The 23,433-nt window shown below is 38.3% G+C and carries 18 protein-coding genes; 7 read left to right on the top strand and 11 right to left on the bottom strand.

What is annotated here, in order from left to right:
* Positions 1 to 94 precede the first annotated feature (94 nt).
* The 3 genes from EWM59_RS09225 to EWM59_RS09215 all read right to left on the bottom strand — a co-directional run bounded on the left by EWM59_RS09225 (position 95) and on the right by EWM59_RS09215 (position 3,197).
* Complete coding sequence (locus EWM59_RS09225; RefSeq protein WP_130020674.1) at positions 95 to 355, bottom strand: SWEET family sugar transporter; 261 nt, start codon at positions 353 to 355, stop codon at positions 95 to 97.
* Between the two features lie 150 nt (positions 356 to 505).
* Positions 506 to 1,789, bottom strand: a complete 1,284-nt coding sequence (locus EWM59_RS09220; RefSeq protein ID WP_130020673.1) for a tail fiber domain-containing protein — start codon at positions 1,787 to 1,789, stop codon at positions 506 to 508.
* A 127-nt stretch (positions 1,790 to 1,916) separates the two neighbouring features.
* Positions 1,917 to 3,197: an Hsp70 family protein gene (locus EWM59_RS09215; protein ID WP_130020672.1), complete on the bottom strand. Its 1,281-nt coding sequence runs from the start codon at positions 3,195 to 3,197 to the stop codon at positions 1,917 to 1,919.
* A 158-nt stretch (positions 3,198 to 3,355) separates the two neighbouring features.
* Here EWM59_RS09215 and EWM59_RS09210 point away from each other — a divergent pair, with 158 nt between their 5' ends.
* The 4 genes from EWM59_RS09210 (at position 3,356) to EWM59_RS09195 (ending at position 7,137) form a co-directional block, all read left to right on the top strand.
* Positions 3,356 to 3,925 (top strand): hypothetical protein, encoded by a 570-nt coding sequence (locus EWM59_RS09210; protein ID WP_130020671.1) that lies wholly within the window; start codon positions 3,356 to 3,358, stop codon positions 3,923 to 3,925.
* Positions 3,926 to 4,074: 149 nt separating this feature from the next.
* A complete protein-coding gene (locus EWM59_RS09205) occupies positions 4,075 to 5,106 on the top strand; it encodes a sensor histidine kinase (RefSeq protein ID WP_130020670.1) in 1,032 nt (343 codons plus the stop codon).
* Positions 5,106 to 5,810, top strand: coding sequence for a LytR/AlgR family response regulator transcription factor (locus EWM59_RS09200; protein WP_130020669.1), 705 nt, complete (start codon positions 5,106 to 5,108; stop codon positions 5,808 to 5,810). Before EWM59_RS09205 ends, EWM59_RS09200 begins: the two co-directional genes overlap by 1 nt.
* A 166-nt stretch (positions 5,811 to 5,976) precedes the next feature.
* Positions 5,977 to 7,137, top strand: coding sequence for a PQQ-dependent sugar dehydrogenase (locus EWM59_RS09195; RefSeq protein ID WP_229239320.1), 1,161 nt, complete (start codon positions 5,977 to 5,979; stop codon positions 7,135 to 7,137).
* Between the two features lie 293 nt (positions 7,138 to 7,430).
* On the opposite strand, the gene EWM59_RS09190 is transcribed toward EWM59_RS09195, so the two are convergent.
* Entirely contained in the window at positions 7,431 to 8,303 is an 873-nt protein-coding gene (locus EWM59_RS09190; RefSeq protein ID WP_130020667.1) for an SDR family oxidoreductase, read from the bottom strand.
* 132 nt (positions 8,304 to 8,435) lie between these two features.
* Here EWM59_RS09190 and EWM59_RS09185 point away from each other — a divergent pair, with 132 nt between their 5' ends.
* Genes EWM59_RS09185 through hemC form a run of 3 tightly spaced genes read left to right on the top strand, consistent with a single transcriptional unit; the run spans position 8,436 to position 11,703 of the window.
* Positions 8,436 to 9,617 (top strand): putative sugar nucleotidyl transferase, encoded by a 1,182-nt coding sequence (locus tag EWM59_RS09185; RefSeq protein WP_130020666.1) that lies wholly within the window; start codon positions 8,436 to 8,438, stop codon positions 9,615 to 9,617.
* Positions 9,618 to 9,637: 20 nt separating this feature from the next.
* Positions 9,638 to 10,744 carry a DNA polymerase III subunit delta' gene (holB, locus tag EWM59_RS09180; RefSeq protein ID WP_130020665.1) on the top strand — a complete coding sequence of 369 codons (1,107 nt, stop codon included), beginning with the start codon at positions 9,638 to 9,640 and terminating at the stop codon, positions 10,742 to 10,744.
* A 14-nt stretch (positions 10,745 to 10,758) separates the two neighbouring features.
* Positions 10,759 to 11,703 carry a hydroxymethylbilane synthase gene (gene hemC / locus EWM59_RS09175; protein ID WP_130020664.1) on the top strand — a complete coding sequence of 315 codons (945 nt, stop codon included), beginning with the start codon at positions 10,759 to 10,761 and terminating at the stop codon, positions 11,701 to 11,703.
* Between the two features lie 36 nt (positions 11,704 to 11,739).
* Here the strand turns inward: hemC and EWM59_RS09170 are convergent, their stop codons facing one another.
* From EWM59_RS09170 to porV, 7 genes are all read right to left on the bottom strand, one after another.
* Positions 11,740 to 13,194, bottom strand: coding sequence for a S41 family peptidase (locus tag EWM59_RS09170; RefSeq protein WP_130020663.1), 1,455 nt, complete (start codon positions 13,192 to 13,194; stop codon positions 11,740 to 11,742).
* 93 nt (positions 13,195 to 13,287) lie between these two features.
* Positions 13,288 to 15,933 carry an SbcC/MukB-like Walker B domain-containing protein gene (locus tag EWM59_RS09165; RefSeq protein WP_130020662.1) on the bottom strand — a complete coding sequence of 882 codons (2,646 nt, stop codon included), beginning with the start codon at positions 15,931 to 15,933 and terminating at the stop codon, positions 13,288 to 13,290.
* A gap of 20 nt (positions 15,934 to 15,953) precedes the next feature.
* Positions 15,954 to 17,177, bottom strand: coding sequence for a metallophosphoesterase family protein (locus EWM59_RS09160; protein WP_130020661.1), 1,224 nt, complete (start codon positions 17,175 to 17,177; stop codon positions 15,954 to 15,956).
* A 94-nt stretch (positions 17,178 to 17,271) separates the two neighbouring features.
* Positions 17,272 to 18,792, bottom strand: coding sequence for a GH3 auxin-responsive promoter family protein (locus tag EWM59_RS09155; protein ID WP_130020660.1), 1,521 nt, complete (start codon positions 18,790 to 18,792; stop codon positions 17,272 to 17,274).
* Between the two features lie 127 nt (positions 18,793 to 18,919).
* On the bottom strand, positions 18,920 to 19,801 hold the full coding sequence (locus EWM59_RS09150) for a glycerophosphodiester phosphodiesterase family protein (RefSeq protein WP_130020659.1): 882 nt from the start codon (positions 19,799 to 19,801) through the stop codon (positions 18,920 to 18,922).
* A 33-nt stretch (positions 19,802 to 19,834) separates the two neighbouring features.
* Positions 19,835 to 22,066 (bottom strand): carbohydrate binding family 9 domain-containing protein, encoded by a 2,232-nt coding sequence (locus EWM59_RS09145; protein WP_207219960.1) that lies wholly within the window; start codon positions 22,064 to 22,066, stop codon positions 19,835 to 19,837.
* Between the two features lie 119 nt (positions 22,067 to 22,185).
* Positions 22,186 to 23,376 carry a type IX secretion system outer membrane channel protein PorV gene (gene porV, locus EWM59_RS09140; protein WP_130020658.1) on the bottom strand — a complete coding sequence of 397 codons (1,191 nt, stop codon included), beginning with the start codon at positions 23,374 to 23,376 and terminating at the stop codon, positions 22,186 to 22,188.
* Positions 23,377 to 23,433 lie beyond the last annotated feature (57 nt).

Below are 23,433 nucleotides of genomic sequence, written 5' to 3'. Positions count from 1 at the left end.
CAGAAGGGGGTAAAACACCAAAAACCAGACATGAAAATGCCTGTTCAAAATTGAAATAAAAATTTTGATTATAAAACAGAATCAAAAGAATCTGTTATTTTAGAGAATGATTGTTGTACTTAAACTTGAAGAATAAGATAACCAAGGCTAATACTAAAGTTACGCCATTGGCTGCAATTACCGGAAAGGCATTCACTTTAATGCCATAAACCAGCCACATGATAACTCCTAAAGTAAAAATCAGGAACATGGCCAAAGATACATCTTTAGCCGATTTTGTTTTGTAGATTTGTAGTACTTGCGGCACAAAAGCAACTGTTGTTAATATGCCTGCTATGTATCCTAAGGTTTCCATAATATTCTGACAATAAATGATATGATTCTGAATCATATTCTGCCAAAATAACGGAAAAATTATACTAACCAGTTTATTTTACTTAATAATCACAGGTAATACTTTGTATAGTGCAATTTTATGCCTGTAAGTTGTACTGGATGGTAAATTTTACTTCAACCGCTCTTTCTCCAGACTCTGCAAACGGGCTTCAAACGAATCGTTCTGTTTTTTCAGTTGAGTATTCTCTGATTTTAATGCCTCATTGCCTTTTTCTAAAGCCAGTATCTTTTCATTCAGTTCTTTCATGGCTTCTACCAGCACAGGTGTCAGGCGTGCATAATCAACCGATTTAAATCCTTTTTCATCAGTCGTTACCATTTCAGGATAAACCAATTCTAATTCCTGTGCGATAAAGCCAGTTTGTCGTTGATTGGTAAACTCCTTATCAGGAAACTCTTGTATGCGCCAGTCGTAGTTAACCCCTCTAAGTCGTAGTATATTAATAAGGGAGCTTTGTAGGGGAGTAATATTCTTTTTATAGCGTAAATCTGATGCACAATTGTAAGCTGTCGCACAGATAGCTCCTGAAAAATATCCTGCACCTTGTACCTGTAAGGCTTCAGTTCTCGCATCAATATTAGGCATAGTTCGGTTAATGCCCACTTTACCTGTTGAAAAATTCCCGCCTATAAGTGGCGCGGTAGTACTCGAATTATCAATATACAATCTATTACTCCCTGTTTCAAAAGAGCCTGCCTGATAGCCAATAGCTACATTACCACTCCCTGTAGTATTAGTCGATAATGCCTGATAACCAATAGCTATATTCTGTGCACCGGAAGTATTACCTTGTGAAGCTCCGTAACCAAGAGCAACATTCAAATCTCCATTAGATGTAGATAGCCCACTGCCTGCCAGCGCATTGCCGCCAAAGGCCGTATTAAATCCCCCCGTTGAATAGCGCATGGCATAAGCCCCTACGGCTGTATTATAATTAACGCTTGTGGCTTTACTCACAGACTCAAAACCGATGGCGACATTAGTATATCCCCCTGCATTCTCATGAAGAGCATTTGTGCCTATGGCTATATTCCAGTCGCCTACAGTATTTTTATACATACTTTCAAAGCCTATACCGATGTTGTCATGGCCATTGGTATTAGAATAAAGAGCATAAACACCTATTCCTGTATTACGTATGCCATCAAAGGCGTCAACTGCCGAAATAGCATTATTGTAAAGAGATCTGTATCCGACGGCGGTATTCTCGTCTCGGGTATTGAACCTTAAAGCATCTTGCCCTACCGAGGTATTAAACTCCCCTAACGGGTGTTTGGCACTTATCTGACCTGGCAAAATAGTAACACTGCTTGAATTATTGTGTAAGTAATAATTACCCTGCGAAAAAGCCACATTGGTGGCAAGCAGAAGAAATAGAAATGATTTTTTCATATCAGTATGTATTAGTAACTGATTGAAAATAAGTGCTTTATTGCATGAAATAAAAGCATTTACCCGAAAACCTGTTAATTAATTTATTGAATGGTCTCCAGCATAAAATATGGATTTGATACAGTTTCTAAAATTGCACACCTGCCGAAACAACCTTATAACTATAAGCTAACCCCATAGCTACACTATTGAAATTATCGCCTGATTTAATCTTGTCTTCGCCAAATTGTTTAATAAAAATGTTTTTTAGTGGCCTTACCATAGAAGTACCGCCTGTCATGAAAACCACGTCAATATCCTGCTGGCTAATCTGATATTTCTCTAAGAAACCCAACAGATATTCTTCAATTTTATCTAAATTCTTGTTGATGATTTCTTTCTCAAAATCGGCTATCGTGATAGATTCCTTAAAATCAATTTCGTTCTGATTAAACTCAAAAGTAGTTTCATCATGATGCGTTAAATCCATTTTGCTCTTTTCTATCTGCTTGAAAAGCACATACCCTAAATTATCTTCAATCAAGGTAAGCAGGTTTTTTACTTTATAGTTCTTACCCGAAAAACCATAAGATTTGCTGATACTGGTTCGCATACGCAGGGTATCCAGAAAGTTCATTTTTTCCCATGAGCAGATATTCTGGAAATAAGACATAGGCAGGTCTATTAGTTTGCCCGGAGTTATTTCTTCTTTTACGCCTCTGCCAAAGTGCATAGTACCTTTGTGCCACATAATATCAGAATCCAAACTATCGCCGCCAATATATACGCCACCTTGCGCAATCATATCAGCACCTCTGTCAGCCTGATGAACGGCTTTCGGGTTGAGGCGCATGAGGGAGAAATCAGAAGTACCACCACCAAAATCAGCTACCAGAACCAGTTCTTCTTTTTTTATCTGGCGTTCGTAAGTAAAAGCTGCCCCGATAGGTTCCATCTGGAAATAGAAGTCCGTAAATCCGGCAATGCGTGCTGCTTTCGACAGGCGCTCCTGTGCCAGCGCATCTTTTTCAGGATTTTCGTCAAATACAACAGGGCGACCTATAACCGCAGTAGTAATATTTTCGCCTAAGAAATCGTCAGCTTGTTTTTTCAGATGAATCAGAATCAGAGACACCAAGTCTTCTGCTTTGTAACTTTTAGCACCTATGCGTGTATCAATGAAGCTTTTATTAGGCAATACCTTTTTGATAGACTTCATGAAACGTCCTCTTCTGCGGTTTTCTACATAGCGTTCTATGGCTTCATTGCCTATCGAAAAAGTAATTTCTTCCCGTGGATTTTTAGGCTCAGGAAAAAACAGCAACGAGGGAGTAGTAAATAATTTAACAATAGTATTGGTTGTAGTATCAAGAATAACCAGGGCAGAGTTGGTAGTGCCAAAATCAATTCCGTAAATAAACTGACTCATGATATAAATCTCAGTGAATATATTAGTGGGGAAAGAGACAACAGGTAAATTGATGGAAAAAGTTTCCTTTGTGGAGTAAAATTAAGTATCTGTTAGAGGGAGTAATAAATAGCTTATAGTTTTAATGTATATTTGAGCATAAACAATGTAACTAAATAATGGATGCGAAAACATTTATTCATAAAACGCAAGAACTTGTTCCAAATGAAGAAATAGTACGACAAAAGATTAATGATGACTTTTATTGTCAACTTATTCTAAATAACTATCTTAGTTTTAAGGACTATGATAATATAATAGATACTGAAGACCCAATAGATTTTATATTAGATAATTGTGATTATTCTAATTTTAGAACAAATCCGATAGATAGATTCATTGATACTGTTGAAATATCACATTTTAGAATATTTGGAGATACTGATTTGGGTTATATTGGGATTGATGATAATACGAAAATTATCTTTAAAATAAGTTATGAGCCAATTGCTGAATATCTTTATGGAGATGGTGCAATTCCTGAGTTTGATGATATTATGCCTATCGCAAAAAATATTTACTGTTTTTTTGATGCACTTGTCTATTGGTTAGAGTTAAATAAAATAGTTAATGAGAGCAATGCCAATCAAAAAATGAGTTTCCGTCACAATGAAACTGCTGATTTGTTTATGGAAAAAGCTATTGAAGCATCTGGTGGAAGCGAATATAAATTTGGTAGTGTATTTTAAGCTTGACCTTACTTTAAATTAACTCTTAAATCATCACCACTAACGGCGTTTGTCGATAAAAAACCGTCTTTGTCTAAATTAAGATAGAGTATCAGTCTGAAACAAAAAATAGCCGATATATTTATGCCTGAAATACTTCAAAGGGCATAATGATTGACAAAAAGACCTCTATCCGGTTTAATCTGATATTCTGGCTACTCTACTTTTTGTACGAGTGGTTAGGAGGAGGTGCCATGACCGAAAACTATCATGGTTCATTCGTAAAAGCCTGCTTTTATGTTCCGTCCGCCTTTGTGGCTTCTTATGTCTCTATTCACATCTTATTTGAAAGATACTTTTTAGCTGACCAGAAGACCATCTTCTGGATAGGACTCATTTCTGTTACCATCGGTTTTATTTTTTTCAAACGGGCTATCAACTACTATATTATTTATCCTTACATAGAAGCACACCCTTATCCGGGACCGTTTGTTTATTTTCCTAAGCTTTTGTATGAGTTTGTCAACCTGTATTTTCTGGTATTTCTTTATAGTATGTTCTATTTTATGCGGGGATGGTATAAGCAGCAAGAAGCTATTCAAGACCTTAAACAGGAAAAAACCGCTGCTGAATTAGAATTGCTAAAATCTCAGGTGCAACCGCATTTTATCTTTAATACACTCAATAGTATTTATGCCGAGGCCTTTAAAAAAAGCCCCGAAACAGCACAGCAGATAATCAAACTATCGAACCTGATAGAATATACCCTTTACGACTCAAAGAAAGAAAAAGTAGCTCTGGAAGACGAGTTAAAATATATCAGAAACTATGTTGACTTGCAGAAAATAAGAATTGGCGATAAGGTAGATGTGTCATTTAATATTTACAATTCTATCAATCATATTCTGATTCCTCCTTTGCTCCTGTTGCCAATTATAGAAAATTGCTTCAAGCATGGGGTAAACAACTCCATCAAGCCCTCATGGCTGAGAATTGATATTTCTGTAAATCAACAGGAACTGATTGCTAAAGTTGAAAACAGTATAGAAGCTGACACAAAAAACACTAAAGCACACAATAGTGGTTTAGGCTTAAATAATGTAAAAAGACGATTGGAATTGCTATATCCTGGCAAGCACGATTTTAAAACCTATAGCGAAGCGAATAGTTTTTTGGTGGTATTAAAACTAATATTTGAGTAATGACCTATCGCTGTTTAATTATTGATGATGAACTGCCCGCAAGAGAATTAATCAAGGCTTACCTTGAAGTCCTTCCTGATTTCGAGATAGTAGGGGTATTCGATAATGCCATTGATGGATTCATTTACTTACAAAGCAATGAAGCCGATTTACTGTTTTTAGATATACAAATGCCCAGAATGTCGGGCTTTGAATTACTGAAAGCCTTGCACAAAAAACCTGAAGTGATTCTTACAACAGCCTTTCGTGAGTACGCAGTAGAGGCGTTTGATTTAGAGATATTTGATTACCTCGTAAAACCCATCAGTCAGGAAAGATTTTTAAAGGCTATTTCTAAATTCCTGCATTTTCAGGAAATAACCAAAGCCATCAGCCCGGAACCAAATGCTTTTAATAATGCTTATCTATTTCTGAAAGTGGATAAAGAACAGGTGAAGGTATTCCTGAATAATATCCTTTATATAGAGGGATTGAAAGATTATATAAAAGTGTTTACCAGCGAAGGGCTATATGTAGTATATGAGCGATTAGGTTATATGGAAGCTAAATTGCCCGAATCAAAATTTATAAGGGTACATAAATCTTTTATCGTAGCGCTTGATAAAATTACCACCTATAACAACGATTCTCTGAAAATTCAGCAACAGGAAATACCTGTGGGCCGGATGTACAAGCAGGTGTTTTTGAATAGAATGGGGAATTAGAGAAGAAAGGAACAAGAAAAATGGAACAAGTAATAAACATACTATGCACAAGCAAATACCTTTTTTCGCTTCATTTTCCTTGTTCCGTTCTTCAGTTTCCAGATAATCATTTTTAACTTTTAAAATTAATATGAAAAAATCAGTATTGTATTTGTTAGCATTTAGTATGGTAAGCTATATTTCAATGGCGCAGAATAATTCTGCTTCTGTTGAAACCAAAGCACCTAACTCATCGTATAAATCGGCTTTTGAAGGACAAACCAGAGCCAATGGTATAAAAACCAAAACGCCTTATGGATTTAAAGTGCTTACCGAAGGATTGAAATCGCCGTGGGGTGTGAAAAGTCTGCCAGATGGAAGATTAATTATCACAGAAAAAGGTGGTACACTACGCATTGCCAAAGCAACCGGAGAATTAAGTAAGCCTATTGCGGGTTTACCTGCAGTAAATTCTGACGGACAGGGTGGGCTTTTGGGCATCACCATTGACCCTGCGTTTGCAAAGAACCGTATGGTTTATGTGGTTTTCTCAGAAAACGTAGAGGGAGGAACGCACACATCGGTAGCCAAAGGGAGACTTTCTGCTGACGAATCAAAAATTGAAGGTGCCACAGTGATTTATCGTGCGACACCTGCCCATAAGGGTACATTGCATTATGGTGGCCGTATTCTTTTTGATAAAAGTGGCAATCTGTTTATCAGTACAGGCGAGCGTTCTGACCTCGTTACCCGTCCGCAAGCACAGGCACTTAATTCAAGTTTAGGAAAAGTGATTCATATTACTACTGATGGCAAACCTGTGGCAGGAGACCCTTTTGCAGGGAAAGATGGGGCAAAACCAGAATTATACTCTTACGGACACCGCAATGTACAAGGGCTGGCTTTTCATCCGGTTACTGGTGAGCTTTACTCAAACGAATTTGGCCCGAGAGGAGGCGATGAAGTAAACCATGTACGTGCCGGTAAAAACTATGGTTGGCCTACCATTACTTATGGAATTGAGTATAGTGGAAAAGCTATAGGCGAGGTAATTCAGCAAAAAGAAGGAATGGAGCAACCAGTTTACTATTGGGATCCGTCAGTATCACCAAGTGGTATGACATTCTATAGCGGCAATATGATTCCTGAATGGAAAAACAATCTTTTTATTGGCTGTCTGAGCGGTATGCACATTGCTCGTCTGGTGATTGAAAACGACAAAGTATTGGGCGAAGAGCGTTTACTTACCGAAGAGTATCAACGCTTCCGTGATGTAACACAAGGCAATGACGGGGCTTTATATGCCGTTACAGACCAGGGAAGATTGTATAGAATTGCAAAAAAATAAGAAACTATTTGAGTTAAATTTTGAAAATAAAAAAGAGCGGTCCGCCGCGCGGCGATTTTTGATTCAAGACAAGATTTAAAAACCGGAGTTTAGCAGAGCTAAATGAGCGGACGCCGCACGGGATTTTAAAGCGAAGTATTGAACAAAAATCGACTTTTTTAATTCAATAAGATTAACTCAAACAGTTTCTTAGTGTTTTAGTTAAAGTAAAATAAATTGTAATTAAAGGTAGAAATCCCCTTCTTATTAGGGGATTTTCTCTTTTCTGAATTATCTTATTCTACTTGTTTGGTTTACCTTTCTCCGATTTTCTCAGCAAATGCTTTAAGTGTAATAGTAGGTTTGCCCAATTCCTCCCATGTCTGAGATGCTTCAAACTTTTCAGGGTATTTATTCAGAGCCGTTACAATGTGGTAACCGTAGTTAAACTTTTGTGTAAATAAACCCATAATTTTCATTAAAAACATAGGTGCCCATAGGGTACGGAGTTTCTCTTTAGTGTAATATTTAATGAAAACCTTAGCCGCTTCATCCTGCGTAAAGGCTTCGGGGCCTTGTACTATGTAATCTTTGTTTTCATCATGGAGAATCTTAAAAGAATTGGCTACTTGTTGGGCATAATCTTCGGCTGCAATATAGTAGAGAGGATATGCTGATTTCCCACCTAAGGCTATCATATCTCCCTGTCTTGCCTGATAAGCAATACTTTCCATAAAAGTGGAAGGATAGAAAATAGTATAAGCTATACCCGATTCTTTGATTTTCCTGACAGCCTCCTGTTTGATTCTGAATACCCACCAGTCAAAGCCATTCATGCCTTGATAAAGATGTACCAAAGAAGAAAGGTATCCTATGCGTTTAATCTGCTGGGTTCTGGCAATTTTTATAATAGTATCTAAGCCTTGCTGTTCTGTATGCCACTCATTTTCTTTTTCGGTTTGTAATACAGACAGGCTTAGAAAAATACCCTCTTGTCCGGCAATTGCCTTTTCAACGTCTGATTCATTCTTTAAATCACCTTTGATAATGGTAGCTTTCGGGAAAAGTTTTTTGGCCAAATTTTCATTTCTTACCATCACCGTAACAGCAAAACCTGCTTCTATCAGTGCCTGAGTTACGGGTTTGCCTAATAAACCTGTTGAGCCGAAAACTACTATCTTTTTCATACGTATATAAGCTAAATTGAAGGGTAGTCAAGTATATTCAAAGGTATAAGATTTCGTTGCACTGGGCAACAAAATTTAGATGAAGGGAAAACTTTATTTATCTTTACCGCAGGAAAAACTAAAGAAAATAAGATGAACTACATTGCTTTTGATGATTTTCAATTAAGAAATCAATTGAAACCCTTTACGTTTACCAAACCTGTGGCCGGAATCAGATGTGGGATTCTGACGATCGGCCAAAAATGGGAAAAAGTATTAGGTGTTAAAATTTCTTACCTGACCGAACAATACCTACAAGAGAAATTCACCCATATCTCTACAGATAATAATATTTACATTAACGGAAGTGTTTGCCCTGATTCAAAAATTCTGACAGAGATTCAACAATTAAACGAAGGGGAACGGTTGATAGCAGGAGACATAACCATTGCTATTAAAACCACAAAAACATTAAATTTTCCGATTGATTATAGACAATTTAATGATAAAAAAGCAGTTGCTCAACCAACAATCATACAAAACCTGCCGGATATTTACCTGAAAAACGGAGAGCAGATAAAAGCCGATTTTACACTCATTACCAAAGACAGAGCTTCACAGACTATTCAGGACCCCTTTACACGTGTATATGCGCCCGAAAATGTTTTTGTTGAAGAAGGTGCCAGTATTAAAGCAGTTATTATCAATGCTGAAAACGGCCCTGTGTATATCGGTAAAAATGCTACTATTCACGAAGGCGCCATTATCATCGGGCCTTTTTCAGCCGATGAAGGCAGTATTGTAGCCTGGGGAAGTAAAATGCGGGCAAATACTACACTCGGGCCATTTTGCAGAGCAGGGGGAGAGGTAGGCAATTCTATATTATCAGCTTATAGCAATAAAGCGCATGATGGTTTTTTGGGCAATTCGGTCATAGGCGAATGGTGTAACCTTGGAGCAAATACCAATAATTCTAACCTGAAAAACGATTATTCAGATGTCAAGCTTTATAGTTACGTTACCAATCAGTTAGAAAAAAGTGGCGAGCTGTTCTGTGGGCTTTTCATGGGCGACTATACCAAAGCAGGTATCAGTACCATGTTTAATACAGGCACAGTAGCAGGCGTAAGCAGCAATATTTTTGGTGCCGGATTTCAGGATAAACACGTCCGTTCATTCAAATGGGGTGGGGCAGATTCCGGCTATGCGCTTTACCGTTTCGATAAAGCCATTCATGTCATTAAAGAAACCATGAAAAGGCGTGATAAGCAGTTAACAAATGCGGACCTGCAAATTCTTCAACACATTCACGATACAGAGTCTTCTATTTGGTGATAAAGTATTAACTTTGCCCTATGCTTTTTCGTGAAATTACAGGTCTTCCGGATATTAAACAGTCGCTTATTGGTACCATAACCAATAATCATGTGGCGCATGCCCAGTTATTTCATGGGAAAGAAGGAACAGCTAATCTGGCATTAGCATTGGCTTATGCCACCTATGTCAACTGCGAAGATAAACAGGCAGATGATGCGTGTGGCAGATGTCCGAGTTGTATAAAAATGAGTAAACTGGCACATCCTGATGTTAGCTATCTATTCCCGACAGCAGGTGGTAAAAGTGTACTCTCTGAAAACTTTATGCCCCAATGGCGTGATTTTGTAAAGGAGACACCTTTTGGTAATTTATCTGACTGGCTCGAAAAAATCGGTGTGAAACAAGGTAATATACCTGCTGAAGAAGCCCGACAACTTATTCAGAAACTTTCGTTGAAATCATACGAAGGCGGTTATAAAATTGTGATTATCTGGCAGGCAGAATGTCTGCACAATACTACTGCCAACGCTTTGCTGAAAATTTTAGAAGAACCACCTGAACAGACTTTGTTTTTGTTGGTAGTGAGTAGCATGGAACGTTTGCTGACTACTATTATTTCCCGCACCCAGAGAGTAGCTGTCAGGAATTTTTCAGAACCTGAAATCATTCAATACCTGTCAAGGTATCAGGACTTTTCGCAGGAAAGAGCCAGACAGGTTGCGTTTTTGTCAGAGGGCAATATGCACAGGGCTTTAGAGATTGTTGATAAGTCAGAAGATAGTGACCATGCCTGGTTTGCTAACTGGATGCGGATGTGCTATGCCTTGAATCTACAGAAATTGGTACCGATGGCCGATGAGTTTGATGCTAAAAGCAAAGAACACCAAAAAGGGATATTAGAATATGGTTTGAGTATATTCAGAGAAATATTTTTGTACCGCAATGGAGGGCAATCGCTTATCAGGTTAGAGAACGACGAACTGATTTTTGTACAGAAATTCTCGGCAGCTATTAACCTTAACAATTTAGAGCAGATTACAGAAGTACTCAGCGAATCGCATTACCATATTGAGCGAAACGTCAGAGCCAAAATAGTGTTTTTAGATATATCGCTAATCATAGCAAGATTAATGATGAAAGGATAAACGGACGAATGTGTATGAAAATAAAAATCGGGACTCGTGGGAGCAAATTAGCTTTATGGCAGGCATATTATATAGAAGAAAAACTAAAAGCTAAAGGAGTAGATACAGAAATTGTAATTATAGAAACCAAAGGCGATAAGATACTTGACCGTTCTTTATCAAAAATTGGCAGTAAAGGAGTTTTTACAGAAGAATTAGAAGACCAGCTTCGCACAGGAGAAATAGATATAGCCGTTCATTCGGCCAAAGACTTACAATCTGAATTAGCTTCAGATTTAGAAATTATTGCCTTTACCGAGCGTGAACAGGTAAATGATGTCATGGTAAGTTTCAATAAAAATTTATCATTACAAAGTGGCGAAAGTTTCGTGGTGGGTACGTCGTCAACCCGTAGAGTAGCGATGCTTAAATATTACTATCCGCATATTAAAATAGTAGATATGCGGGGTAATTTACAGACACGCCTACGTAAACTGGAAGAAAACCAATGTGATGCCTTATTATTAGCCTTTGCAGGAGTACACCGCATGCAGTATGACGATTTAATTGTAGAACATCTTTCAGTAGCTGAATTTGTGCCTCCGGTAGGGCAGGGCTGTGTGGCTATAGAAGCAGCAAAAGCGTTGGAAGAGGAGAAAAGAATGATGATAAAGCTTTTAATCAACGATGCCCAGACTGAAAAATGTTTATTAGCAGAAAGAGCCTATCTGAAAAAACTGCAAGGCGGCTGTTCAATTCCATCATTTGGAAATGTTACACTTGAAGAGAATGAGCATGGTGGACTTCATCTGAAAATGACAGCCGGATTGATTAGTTTAGACGGAAAAAAACAGATTAAAGTAATAGAAGAAAGCACTGTAGATGACCCGGAAGGATTAGGAATAAAGGTAGCCGAAAGTGTACTGGCTCAGGGAGGAACCGAGATTCTGAAAAATATCAGAGAAGGATTAGCGAATTAAAAAGGAAATGCCCACTTTAAGGAGTGGGCATTTTACTTACTTTTTCAAATAGTTCCTGACAAATTCAACCCAATCTGCTTCTTTTTCACTGATTTTAACATCGGGAGCGATACCTACATTATTAATAGGGTTCTGCGGCAAACGTGCACTTTTGGCTAAGGCAAAAGCCACCCGCCAGCCATAACAAGGCATGCCCCAGTCTCTTACTTCAATATAATCAGCTAAACCTTTCGTATTTTCGCCGAAAACAATCGTTTTCTTACTTTGTTTGGCTTCTAAAATAAACTGCTCTGCTGTGCTGGCAGTATTTTTATTGACAAGAAAAGCCACTTTTTTAGGATTGGGTGCTATACTCGTCAACCGAAATTCTTTATCGGGGCCATTAATAAACTTTCCACTATTGGCTTGCATGAGTTGTAATACCTGTTGTAATTTAGGTGAAAGACGCTCTTTATACGCCGGATAGCTCTGAATAGCTTCTAATTCATGTCTGACAGAAACGGTATTTTCAAAAGTTGACCTGAATACTCCCCCTTTTCGTACAATGCTACTGGTATTGATATAAGGGAATAATGATTCATAAGCTGCATCGTCGCCACCGGGGTTATTGCGTAAGTCAATAATCAGGTTTGGCGAATTATCTAAGATTTGCTTATTGCTGCTAATCATCTCCTTAATATATTCAGGGCCATTTACCAGTGTGAACGGAGGTAGTACAAACAAAGCAGTCTCGCTATCTAATTGCTCAATTCTAAAATCAACAATTCGTTGTTTTATATCTTCGTCACTTACTTCTTCTTTAGGAATCGGAAATACCTTTGCAAACTTGTAGAGGTTTTCCATAATCAGAAAATTCTTTACTTCTCTTGTAAAACTGGTTTCTGTCGAAAAATCAGCATAGTAATAAGTAGTTACATACCGCAGAGGAGAAATCTGATTCATTTCAAATTTTACCTTACCTGTTTTCCAGGCCGCATCTCTGTCGGCCAGTAAAAAACCGGTATATTTCTTCGGGTCTTTTTTATCTTTCACTATTCCTATCCTATAAGCTTTATCATCGCTTTCCCAGATACCTTCTGCATTAGTCAGACCACTCTCGTTTTCTTTCAGGTATTGCATAAAGCTGGTTTCATTAAAAGCCAATACAGGTACTTTAGCAGCTCGGGTAGCCACTATATCTGGACTGTCGTCAATGGTATAAGGGGTAATAGGCGTAATAAACACGTGGCCGTCCTGAAAAAAATCGAACCACTTTTTCAGATGAAAATAACATTCACGGTCGTTGGTGATAGTTTTAGCTTTTTCTTTGATTTCAGCAGAGAGCTGGTCGAAAGCAGCCTGATTATCGGGTCTGACCTTATCTGCCCAACCTGCATAGTTATCTTTTAATTTCTGATAGGCAAAATCGAAGTTTTTTGAGCATACACAATCCTGTTGCGAAAAAGTCGTGTAACTCAATAGCAGTATAAAGGGTAATAATAAATATTTCATTGATTTTTAGCAGTTTAAAAGCCTGCTTACAGACTTTTAAGAATGGGTTATTGATACATTTAACCTCTTTGCTAAAATCGTGCCTAAAACTCATTACCAACTGGTAGATACCTTGCTACCCTCTTCGGTATTTTCAACTTTTAAGAATGTCTGTATTTCCTGCTGCAATTCGTCTACGTGCGAAATGATACCTACAATCCGGTTTTCTTTACGAAGCGATTTTAAGGTTTCAAAAACAATCAAAAGAGATTCCCGGTCTAATGAGCCGAAACCTTCATCTAAAAAGAAGAAATTATGTCTCGATTGTACCCGGTTATGAATATTATCGGCCAATGCCAATGCTAATGATAAAGCCGCCTGGAATTTCTGCCCACCCGACAAAGTTTTGAGCAAGCGGGTTTTGCCGCCATTCAGTAAGTCTCGTACCTCAAAATCATTATCGGCATTTACTTCTAAATGCAATTGATGGCGAGTCATGCGGTGGAAACGCTCATTGGCTGCGTGCGATAGATTTTTGAGATAAATACTTGAAACAAAATCTACAAACCCATTGGCTTTAAAGAGTTTGTATAGCGTATCCAGATTATCTTTTCTGATTTCTAATCTTTTCTTTTCAACCAATAATCTTTGTTTGTTTTTCAGGGTTTCTTTCCCGCTCTGAATCTCTTTTTCCAGACTTCCCTCTTCTTTTTTTAGTTCATTAAACTTTGCTTCGTTGATTCTGATAGCTTCTGTGATTAACTGATGTTTTTCGGCTTCGTATTGTTTCCCTTCGGTATCTTTAGTCAGTTGTTCCAGGGCTTGTTGCGTAGCTTGTAAATCTGTCTGAAACGTCTGTATTTCTTTACGTTCCCGGTCAATCATAAGGTTTTGTTTCAATATAGACAATACTTCTTCTTCTGATTCAAAATTATCTGTTTTTAGCTGTTCAGCTATAGCTTGTTGAATCAGTGCCAAAGCCTTCGTATGATTTTCAAGATTGCCTGATAAAGTCTTCTGGCTACCCTCTATGCCTTTAATACTCCCGTCTATCGTCCGGTGCTCGGCATCTAAGCGGTTAAAGGTTTCAATCGTTTTTTTTGTGTGGTATTCAATCTGCTGGCGTTGCGTTTCTATCTCTTCCATATCTTTTGCCTCAAAATCTGCCCAGTTAAAAAGGGTTAATTGTTGAAGAAGAGAGGTTTTTTGCCCTTCAAAACCTGCTAATTGTTCGGTAAGTAAGTTTAGTCCTTTTTCAAATTTGTCGGTTTTTTCAGTAAGTTCTTTTTGAAGCTCTAAACCTAACTTCTTTATATTATTTTCAGCTGACTCTAATTCTGTTTTGAGACTTTCTTTTTTTGCAGTCAATTGCCTGATTTTACTATCAAAATCTTCATCTGAATTGAGTACATCAGGATGATGCACCGAACCACATAGCGGACAAGGCTCCTTATCTTTTAAAGCATCTGCAAATTGTTGAAGCGATTTCTGTACTTTCAGATGCAGTAATTCTTCATCCAATTTTATTTCAGTTTTTTGTTCTTTCAGTTCCGACTTCCGCTTTTCAAGCGCTTGTTCCTGTGTGGCTTTTTTATTACTTAAATCCTGAATGAATTGCTCTTTGGTTTTCAGCATCTCTGTGCCATTGGCAATTCTATCCTGCAAAATGGTTTTCTCTTTAGCTAAACTTTTCAGGTTTTTTACTATCCCTAATTCTTTAGCTTTAGCCAGGTACTCTTCCCGTTTATCATATTCAGGCTTTATGTTGTTTAATTCATGCAGAATAGTTTGCAAGCGTACCTGATTCTGAGCTAATAATGCCTGATTTCTGTCTGTTTCAGCTTTATCTCTTTTATAATCCGTTTCTTTGGTAGCCTTTTGCTCAAACAAGGATTTGAAATGAATGACACATTTTTCATACAGTTTCAGTTTATCTTCTCTTTGATTAAACCATTTTTCCTGTTCTTTCAGCTTCTCTAATTTGTTGGTAGTTTGGCTTAAATTAGCAAAAAGTTTCAGCAGTTCTTCCTGTTGCTTTTCGTCTTTGCGCTGTTGCTGTAAATCTATATTTATGCTCTTGCTGAATTCCCTTTTCAGTTTTAAATCATGCTCTTTTTGTTCAATAGCCTCAGGGGTTTCTTCTCCTAAACTCAATAGTTGCCCATCTACTATGTGTAATTCTGAATTATTGCGCTCTATTAATCGCTTGTTTTTTTCAAACAAATCAAATTTTTCAAGGCCAAATAATACCTTCATCATCTCCGACCGTTCTTTGCCTTTCAATTCGATAAATTCCTGAAAATTACCTTGTGGGATGATAACTGTCCGACGGAAATTCTCATAACTTAACCCGATTACACGCTCGGCTACCTGGTCAGTCGTAATAGGACTCCAGTTATCTTCCATCCATTGGTAAGCCTTCCGTTCTATGTTTACTTCCTTAAAGTTTCTCCGGTTTCTTTTGCCTCTGACAACAAATCTGTATTTATTATCTTCTTTTCCGGCCAGACACGTAAAGTCAATCAGTAATTCATCAGAGCTAAGATTGGTCATATTGTAATACCGCTCATCGCCCGATTTATTCAGGCGTTCGGTATCACCATAGAGGGCAAACATAATCGCCTCTAATACAGAAGATTTGCCACTTCCTACCGAGCCGAAGATACCAAACAGCGAAGCACTCGTCAGGTTGTTAAAATCAATTTCCTGCTGAGTTTTGTAAGAATACAGCCCTTTTATAGTGAGATATTGAGGAATCATTTGTAGATAAGTTTAAGCATTTACTGTTCATTTCCTTCGGCCAGCACCTCTTTCAGTAATAACATCAGTTCGTCAGATACTTCCTGCCCTTTGCGGTTCTTAAAATACTCTTCAAAAAGCTTTTCAACCCCCATCGAAAGGTCAATAGTATTACCATCGCCGTCCATGCCATTCAGATTCTTGATTTCAGGAATAATCTGTATCAACCCGTCATGTGCGTCCAGTAAACGCTTTTTTTCACTGGCTTCCAGATATTTATCCGACACAATGGTTAGCTGAATTAATGTATCCGGGTTTTCAGCAAGCCAGATAAGGGCCTCATCAATATTCTCAAATTTCTTTTTCAGCAATGTTTTACCTTTAGTCAGCGCAATGGGTTTATAATCAACCAAACGGCCTTGGGCTGCTTCTATCAGCATTACGTATTTGGTCTGATTGGCTTCTGAAAAACTATAAGCTAAAGGGCTACTCGAATAAATAACCGGACAAGGAACTGTATCTATTACCTGATACCGATGCAGATGCCCAAGAGCCGCATAATGGATTTGTGAGGGAATATTTTCTGAATAAATGACCGAGGCACCCCCGATATGTAAGATAGGTCGTTCGTCTTCAGGTTCTTCGGGCATTTCGCCACCTTTTTTCATAAAAAACAGATGTGAGGCCAGCAGATTAAAGCCCTTGTTATCAAGGTATAAATCGGCTAAACCCTGCCAGTGATTCTGCAAATGAACCCGTAAGGCATTGTCTGTTTCTATAATTCCTAAAAAAGTCTTTAAACGTTGTTCGTTGGCATAAGGCGTAACTAAAACCCGTAATGGGAAATCGCAACCCGGTATTTTTATTTCTATGAAACCTACGTCAACACTTGTAATTTCCAGTCCTGCTCTGGTTTTAATAGGTTTTACTATAAAATTCGGAAAACCTACAAACACAATACCGCAGGCACGAGCCAGCGCATCGGGTACTTCAATACGTTCGGGTGAATCATGATTGCCTGCAATGGCTACTACGGCACGACTACCATTGTTAGAAAGCCGATGCAGTGTAGAATATAATAATTCCATCGCTTCTGACGATGGATTGAAATTATCGAATAAATCTCCTGCTACTATTACAGCGTCCACAGCCTCACGTTCGGCAATCTCGCATATTTCGGTTAATACCTCTTTTTGTTCGTTGAGACGCAGATAATTATCCAGTCTTTTCCCTAAATGCCAATCAGCCGTATGTAAGATTTTCATTCCTTCTGTTAAGGTTATAAGACTTTAGTTAATAGAAAAGCCACTGATTATAAAAATGAGTGGCTTTAAAAATGATTATCAGAATGCTCAAAAATCAGCTTTTTACCATCTCTAAAATATCATCTAAGTATTCGCGTGAATTACTCAGGCGAGGAACTTTGTTTTGCCCGCCTAATTTTCCACGTTTCGACATCCACTGATAAAAAGTGCCATTTTCAACAAAATGTACTTTTGGCTCTGATAATGCCATGTTTTTATAACGTTTGGCATCGTAGTCTGAATTTACCTTACGTAGCGTATCGTCCAGGACTTTTACGAATACGTCTTCGTCTTCTGGTTGATTTGAAAACTCGATTACCCACTCATGACCGCCTTTGTTTTCTTCGCCCATATAGACCGGACCTGCGGTATAATCTACCATTGTAGCTCCTGTAGCTTTACAGGCTTCTGTAATGGCTATATCAGCGTTTTCAATCACTACTTCTTCGCCAAAAGCATTAATAAAATGCTTGGTACGGCCACTTACTTTAATTCTGAACGGATATTTGGAAGTAAATTTTACAGTATCACCAATTTTATACCTCCACAAACCTGCATTGGTCGAAATCACCAGGGCATAGTTTTTATCTAATTCAACTTCATCAAGTAATAGGGTTTTAGGGTGGTCTTTTTCCCATTCCTCCATTGGAATAAACTCGTAGAAAACCCCATAATCTAACATCAATAACATTTCGCCTACCCGTCCTAATTCGTCCTGAATGGCAAAGAAACCTTCTGACGCATTATAGGTTTCCAAATAAGCTACTTTATCTGACGGAAAGAACTTAGTCCGGAATAATTCCCGATAAGGATGAAAGGCAACAGCCCCATGCACAAATACCTCAAAGTTCTCCCACACCTCCAACATATTTTTCTTACCTGTTCGTTCCAGAATGTTTTCGAGTAATACTACTGTCCAGGTAGGTACTCCTAAAATACTGGTTACATTTTCCTGCGAGCAGATTTCAATCATCTGTTGCATTTTCTCTTCCCAGTTTTCCATCAGGGCTACATCAACGGGTGGTGTACGAATAAAATCTGCCCAGGCTGGCAGGTTTTTAGTAATCACTGCCGAAATATCTCCGGCTTGTGTATTTGGGTTATAAGGGTTTTTATGCAAGGTACCACCTATAGATAAACCTTTCCCTTCGTAGAGCTTGGCATCAGGGCGATTATTAAGATACAAAGTCATCATATCTTTGCCGCCTCTGTAATGGCAGTCTTCCAACGATTCTTCAGACACCGGAAGAAATTTACTGCGGGAGTTGGTAGTACCTGATGATTTTGAAAACCACTTAATATCTGAAGACCAAAGCACATTCTGCTCACCTTTCAACACCCGTTCGATGTAAGGAAAAAGCTCTTCATAGGTAGAAATAGGAACCCTTTCCTGAAAATCTTTAATGGTTTCTATGCTTCCATAGCCGTATTTTAATCCCCATTCTGTATAGCGGGCATTTTCAATCAGTTCATGGAACATACGATGTTGCGTCTCGATAGGATATTGTAAAAACTCCTCAATCCGCTCAATACGTCTCTTGATAAAAAAACCTAATATGTCGTTTAAAATGCTCACGCTTCGTAAAGTCTGCTTAAAAAACTGCCTAAATTATATAAATTTCTTTGTTTGCACACCATCTCAAAAAGCCTGTTTTCGTTAATAGCAATCAAAGTGTTGATATTGAAGCATTTATCAGCTGCTTTTATAAGCCCTTTGCACGGTCAGGATAATCGGTTATGACACCATCACAACCCACAGCTTTTACTTTCTCCATTTCCTCTCTCTTATTCACGGTCCAGGGTATAACTCTGATGCCTAAGTCGTGTAATTGTTTAACCCTTTCAGTATTTACCTGCGTATAATAAGGGCTCCAGATGTCAGGCTTAAAGCCCAGTTTATCTAAATTTACCTGAATGTCGTTATTAGCCCGTGGATCTATCAGCACTGCTAATTCTATTTTTTTGTATTTCCCGGCCTGCATCTGGGCATTCCAGTATTTCAGAATATTGTAATCGAAACTTTGCATATTTACACGTTCCAAAGGCAATTCTTTTACGATAATATTATAAACGAGGTCTGAAAACTCCGGATAATCCGGCTGTGTTTTGCCAATTTCTTTTTCATTACTTTTTATCTCTACGTTATACTTAACCGGAGGTAAGCCTTTTTGTTTGGTATATTTTTCAATCTCACGTATCATGTCTTTAAACAAAGGTTTATGCGTTTTCATTTTTTCCTGCTCCGGGAAACCCTTGTTGCCACGCAAACCCACATCGTATTTTTTTATCTCTTTATAATCCATCGTGTACAGATTCCCCTGCGTTTCTTTCGTTACGGGTTCACCATTAGGGGCTGTTGTAATCTCAGGGTTAAAATAAGTATCGTGCGATACAACCACTTTTTTATCTTTAGAAATCACTACATCCAGCTCAATCACATGGGCACCTAAATCAATAGCTTTTTTGAATGAGGGAATGGTGTTTTCAGGGAGCAGACCACGTGCACCACGATGGCCCTCAATTTGAAAAGGCATGGTTTGAGCGAAGGTTAAGATAGGAAATAAAAACAATACTAAGGTTTTCATGTGTGATAGAGGTTGAATAAGAAAAAATTTTAACTAAACATTCCACCAATAGGTAAACTTCACAACCAGACTACGGTTTCTGACCCTGAAGGTATCAGAAAAATAGTTGTCGGTATAAACCAGAAATAAGTCTGATGCCGGGCTATATCGCCACTGCAAACGGGTATTGATGTTAAAGTTATTATTCTGGTTGTTGAATTGTACAAAATTAGTCAGAAACAATTTATTTGTAAAGGTAACATCTATTTTAGGACCTATTAACCAGAGATTGTATTGTTTATTTATTAATTCTTTAGGTAAAACAGGGTCTTCTTTAAATGCCAGATGGTTGTAGTTGGCACTCAGCGTAATAGCTACATAAGGCTGGAAACGATACCCTATATCTCCATTCAGGCGTAAGCGTATACCATTGGCATAATACCCTCCATAACGGGTAGAGATTAGATAAGTCAATAAAGCCTGTGGCTTAGAAGCATAATCAAAACCAAAAGAATTCCATTGATGCTCACTACCTTTTAGTAATTTCGCACCTGCATAGTTCGTAGGGTCAAAATCATTAAGCAGCTTTACATAATTATGTGCCGCCCATACCAATAAAGTATTCGTTTTGCGGAAATTGACTTTATAACCTATAAACTTCTCATTTTCGGTCTCCTCCGAAAAGTCTTTGGTAAAATAATGAGTAAATATTATCTGTGGCCCATGACTCAAGACACTCCCTCCGGCCTTTGGAAAGAATAAATAAGCTGCCTGTGGATTAAGTTTACTGTAATTGATTCGGGGAACATAACCTACTTCTGCCGAATAGGTATTACCTACCTGCTCTACCTGTAGGCCTGTTACCCATTTTTTAGAGGTATAGAGAATATTTCCGGCCAAAACAGCATCGTTGTTTTTGGTGTCAGGCCCGAAAGAGTTTAAATATAAGAACTTGCCAGTCCAGTCATTGTTTTTTGAGGCCAGGTTATATTCAATACCAATATTACGATTAAATGGGGTAAGATTAGTCTGTTTGATAACCTCATCAGATACTTTACTATAGTTGAGTGTCTCTTTGTTGACAAATATAACGGCTATGTTAGAACGGGCAAACATCCGGCGTTGCAAGGCTATCACACCAAAGTTCTGAGCGGGTATTCCTATGTCGTTTTTTCCGGTTTGCATATCCATAAACCCAATACGCCAGTCCTTATTCAGTTTACCACTAAGCCTTGCCCCAAAGTTGATAGGAGCATTTAAGCCTATGCGTCTGGAGAAAAAAGGGCGGATATTCTGATAACCGAAGTTGGCAAACAAATCGCCGTTTTCTAAGAAAAACTGTCTTCTTTCAGGAAACAATAATTCAAATCGGTCAAGGTTGGTCTGTTGCTGGTCAACTTCTACCTGCGAGAAATCAGGATTAACAGTTAAATCAAGATTAAGCGAAGAAGTAAGACCGATTTTGGCATCAAAACCAATGTCTCCTCTCAGTTTGGTTGGTGTTTTAGCTTCCTGGTTAGCACTAATGCCCCCCAGTACATAAGGAATAATAGAGATATTAGAACCTGCTGCCGGTGGGGGTTGGTCCCACACTAATGAGGCGCAATAAGCCAGAGAAGCCGTAGGAAACTGCCGTGGTACAGGAGCCCAGGCCGATTTTTCAGTAGTTTTTAAGTCAAGGCGGCTAAAGTTTACACCCCAGCGTGTAATTCCTTTTTTATAACGTAAGGTCTTAAACGGAATGGCGGCTTCCCATATCCATTTATCATCGTCATACTTCACTTCCGATGTCCATTTGTTCTCCCAACTCAGGTTGGCGGCACTACCATTATACAATAATCCATCCCATTGGGCGCCATGTGCATTGGCACCAAAAGTAAACCCATTGGTCTGGTCGTCGAAAGTATCTATAAATAATAAGTCATTGTCGTTTTTTCCAAAGGCAAAATCCCGTTTCAGCGATTCAACCATGTAAGGGCCGGGGGCATAATCGTAATTGATAAAAAGTACATAGAGATTTTTATCATCGTAGGTCATTTTTACTTCTGTTTTCACAAAAGCTTTGCTGGTATCCATAGGCAAAACCTGATAAAAATCGGTCGCTAATTGTGCCTCTGCCCAGGCTCTTTCGTCAGGAATCCCATCAACTTTGATGGACGAAGTAGCCGGATGGATTCGGTATTCAATTTTATCGTTTTTCTTTTGGGCTTGAGTGGTAAGAGAGAGAAAAACAAAAAGGCATAGGAATAGGATAACGTAAAAAGATTTTTTAAGAACAGGTTTCAAAGTTTTTTTATAGTTATAAGGTTGAGACAGTAAAGTTACGAAGCTAAAACGCAAAAACCTCACAAGTTTTTTAAAACTGTGAGGTTTTTACCTATTATTTACCGAATCAATATACTGTATTATTGCGCTGCTTCTTCTGACGGATCGCTTACTTTTTTCGATTGCATATCAAAAATCAAAGAAATACGCCATGTATTAGCTAAGGCATTTCCTTGTGAAACCGGAATCAGGTAAGCAAAATCAATTCCATAACTGTTTTTTAGTCTTAACCCTAAACCTGCTGTTACGTATTTATCGCCACCTTTGAAACTGCTTTGCATAAAATATCCGGTACGTACGGCAAAAACATTATTATACCAGTATTCTACCCCTAAAGAACCTGTAAATTCTCTCAGCTCTTCTTTGAAGCCATCAGGTGCATCACTAAAAGAAGAGAAAATTGCCTGAATCGAACCTAAGTCCGACGGGTTTCTACCTTTAATAATTTTTCCGTTATTGTCTCTTAATGGAGGCGTAGGTACCAGTAATTTGTTAATGTCAACCAAAAAGTTAAACTGATTAAAGTTATCTACTTTATAGTTGAGATTACCGCCTAATTTAAGATTGGTTGGTAAAAAATAACGGTCTCTGCCATAATTTACTTTACCACCCAGATTCTGGATCACGGCACCTGCCGAAAACGCAGGGCCTTTTTCACGGTTTCTGATGGTTGGAGAGTCTTGTGTATAATAGAAAGAAATATCGCCTGCTACTGTGTTGGCCGGTTTACTGGCCACGTTGTTGATTACCTGTGAGCCTATGAGGTTTGAGTGAATATATTTCAGATTGAGACCCATCGCTACATCTCTGCTAAGTTTACGGGTATATCCGGCAGCAATATTAAAATCTCTTGACTGGAAAGTACCCACATTTTCGCCAAAAGTGTTAGTAAACTCAATATTACCCTGATTGAAATAAGTCATGGATAAACCAATAACCTGGTCTCTGGCAACTTTCTTGAAGATAGCTGCATGAAGAAGCCCCATATCGTCAACCAAATCTCTTAACCAAGGCGTATAAGAAACGGTTGAGCCAAGACTACGGTCAAGGAAAGGTAATTTGGCAGTATTCCAATACATGGAGTTGGCGTCGGGTGTAGAAGCTACCCCTGCGTCTCCTAAAGCTGCTCCTCTTGAATCCGGGGAAAAAGTAAGAAACGGAACAGCAGAAGAAACTACTCTTTTTTCAGTAGAGGCAGAGACTTGTGCTTGAGCCGAAAAAGAATTTATTAAAACTAAACTTGCCAAAACGGCCAATAATTTGCTTTTCATGAGAGCGTTTTTTTCATTCTACCCAAAAATGGGGCACTTTGTATTATATATGTATTG

The sequence above is a fragment of the Emticicia agri genome (genome assembly GCF_004168285.1).
GTDB lineage: Bacteria > Bacteroidota > Bacteroidia > Cytophagales > Spirosomataceae > Emticicia > Emticicia agri.
Note: the sequence above shows the minus strand (reverse complement) of the source record. Positions and strands in the feature narration are given on the sequence as shown.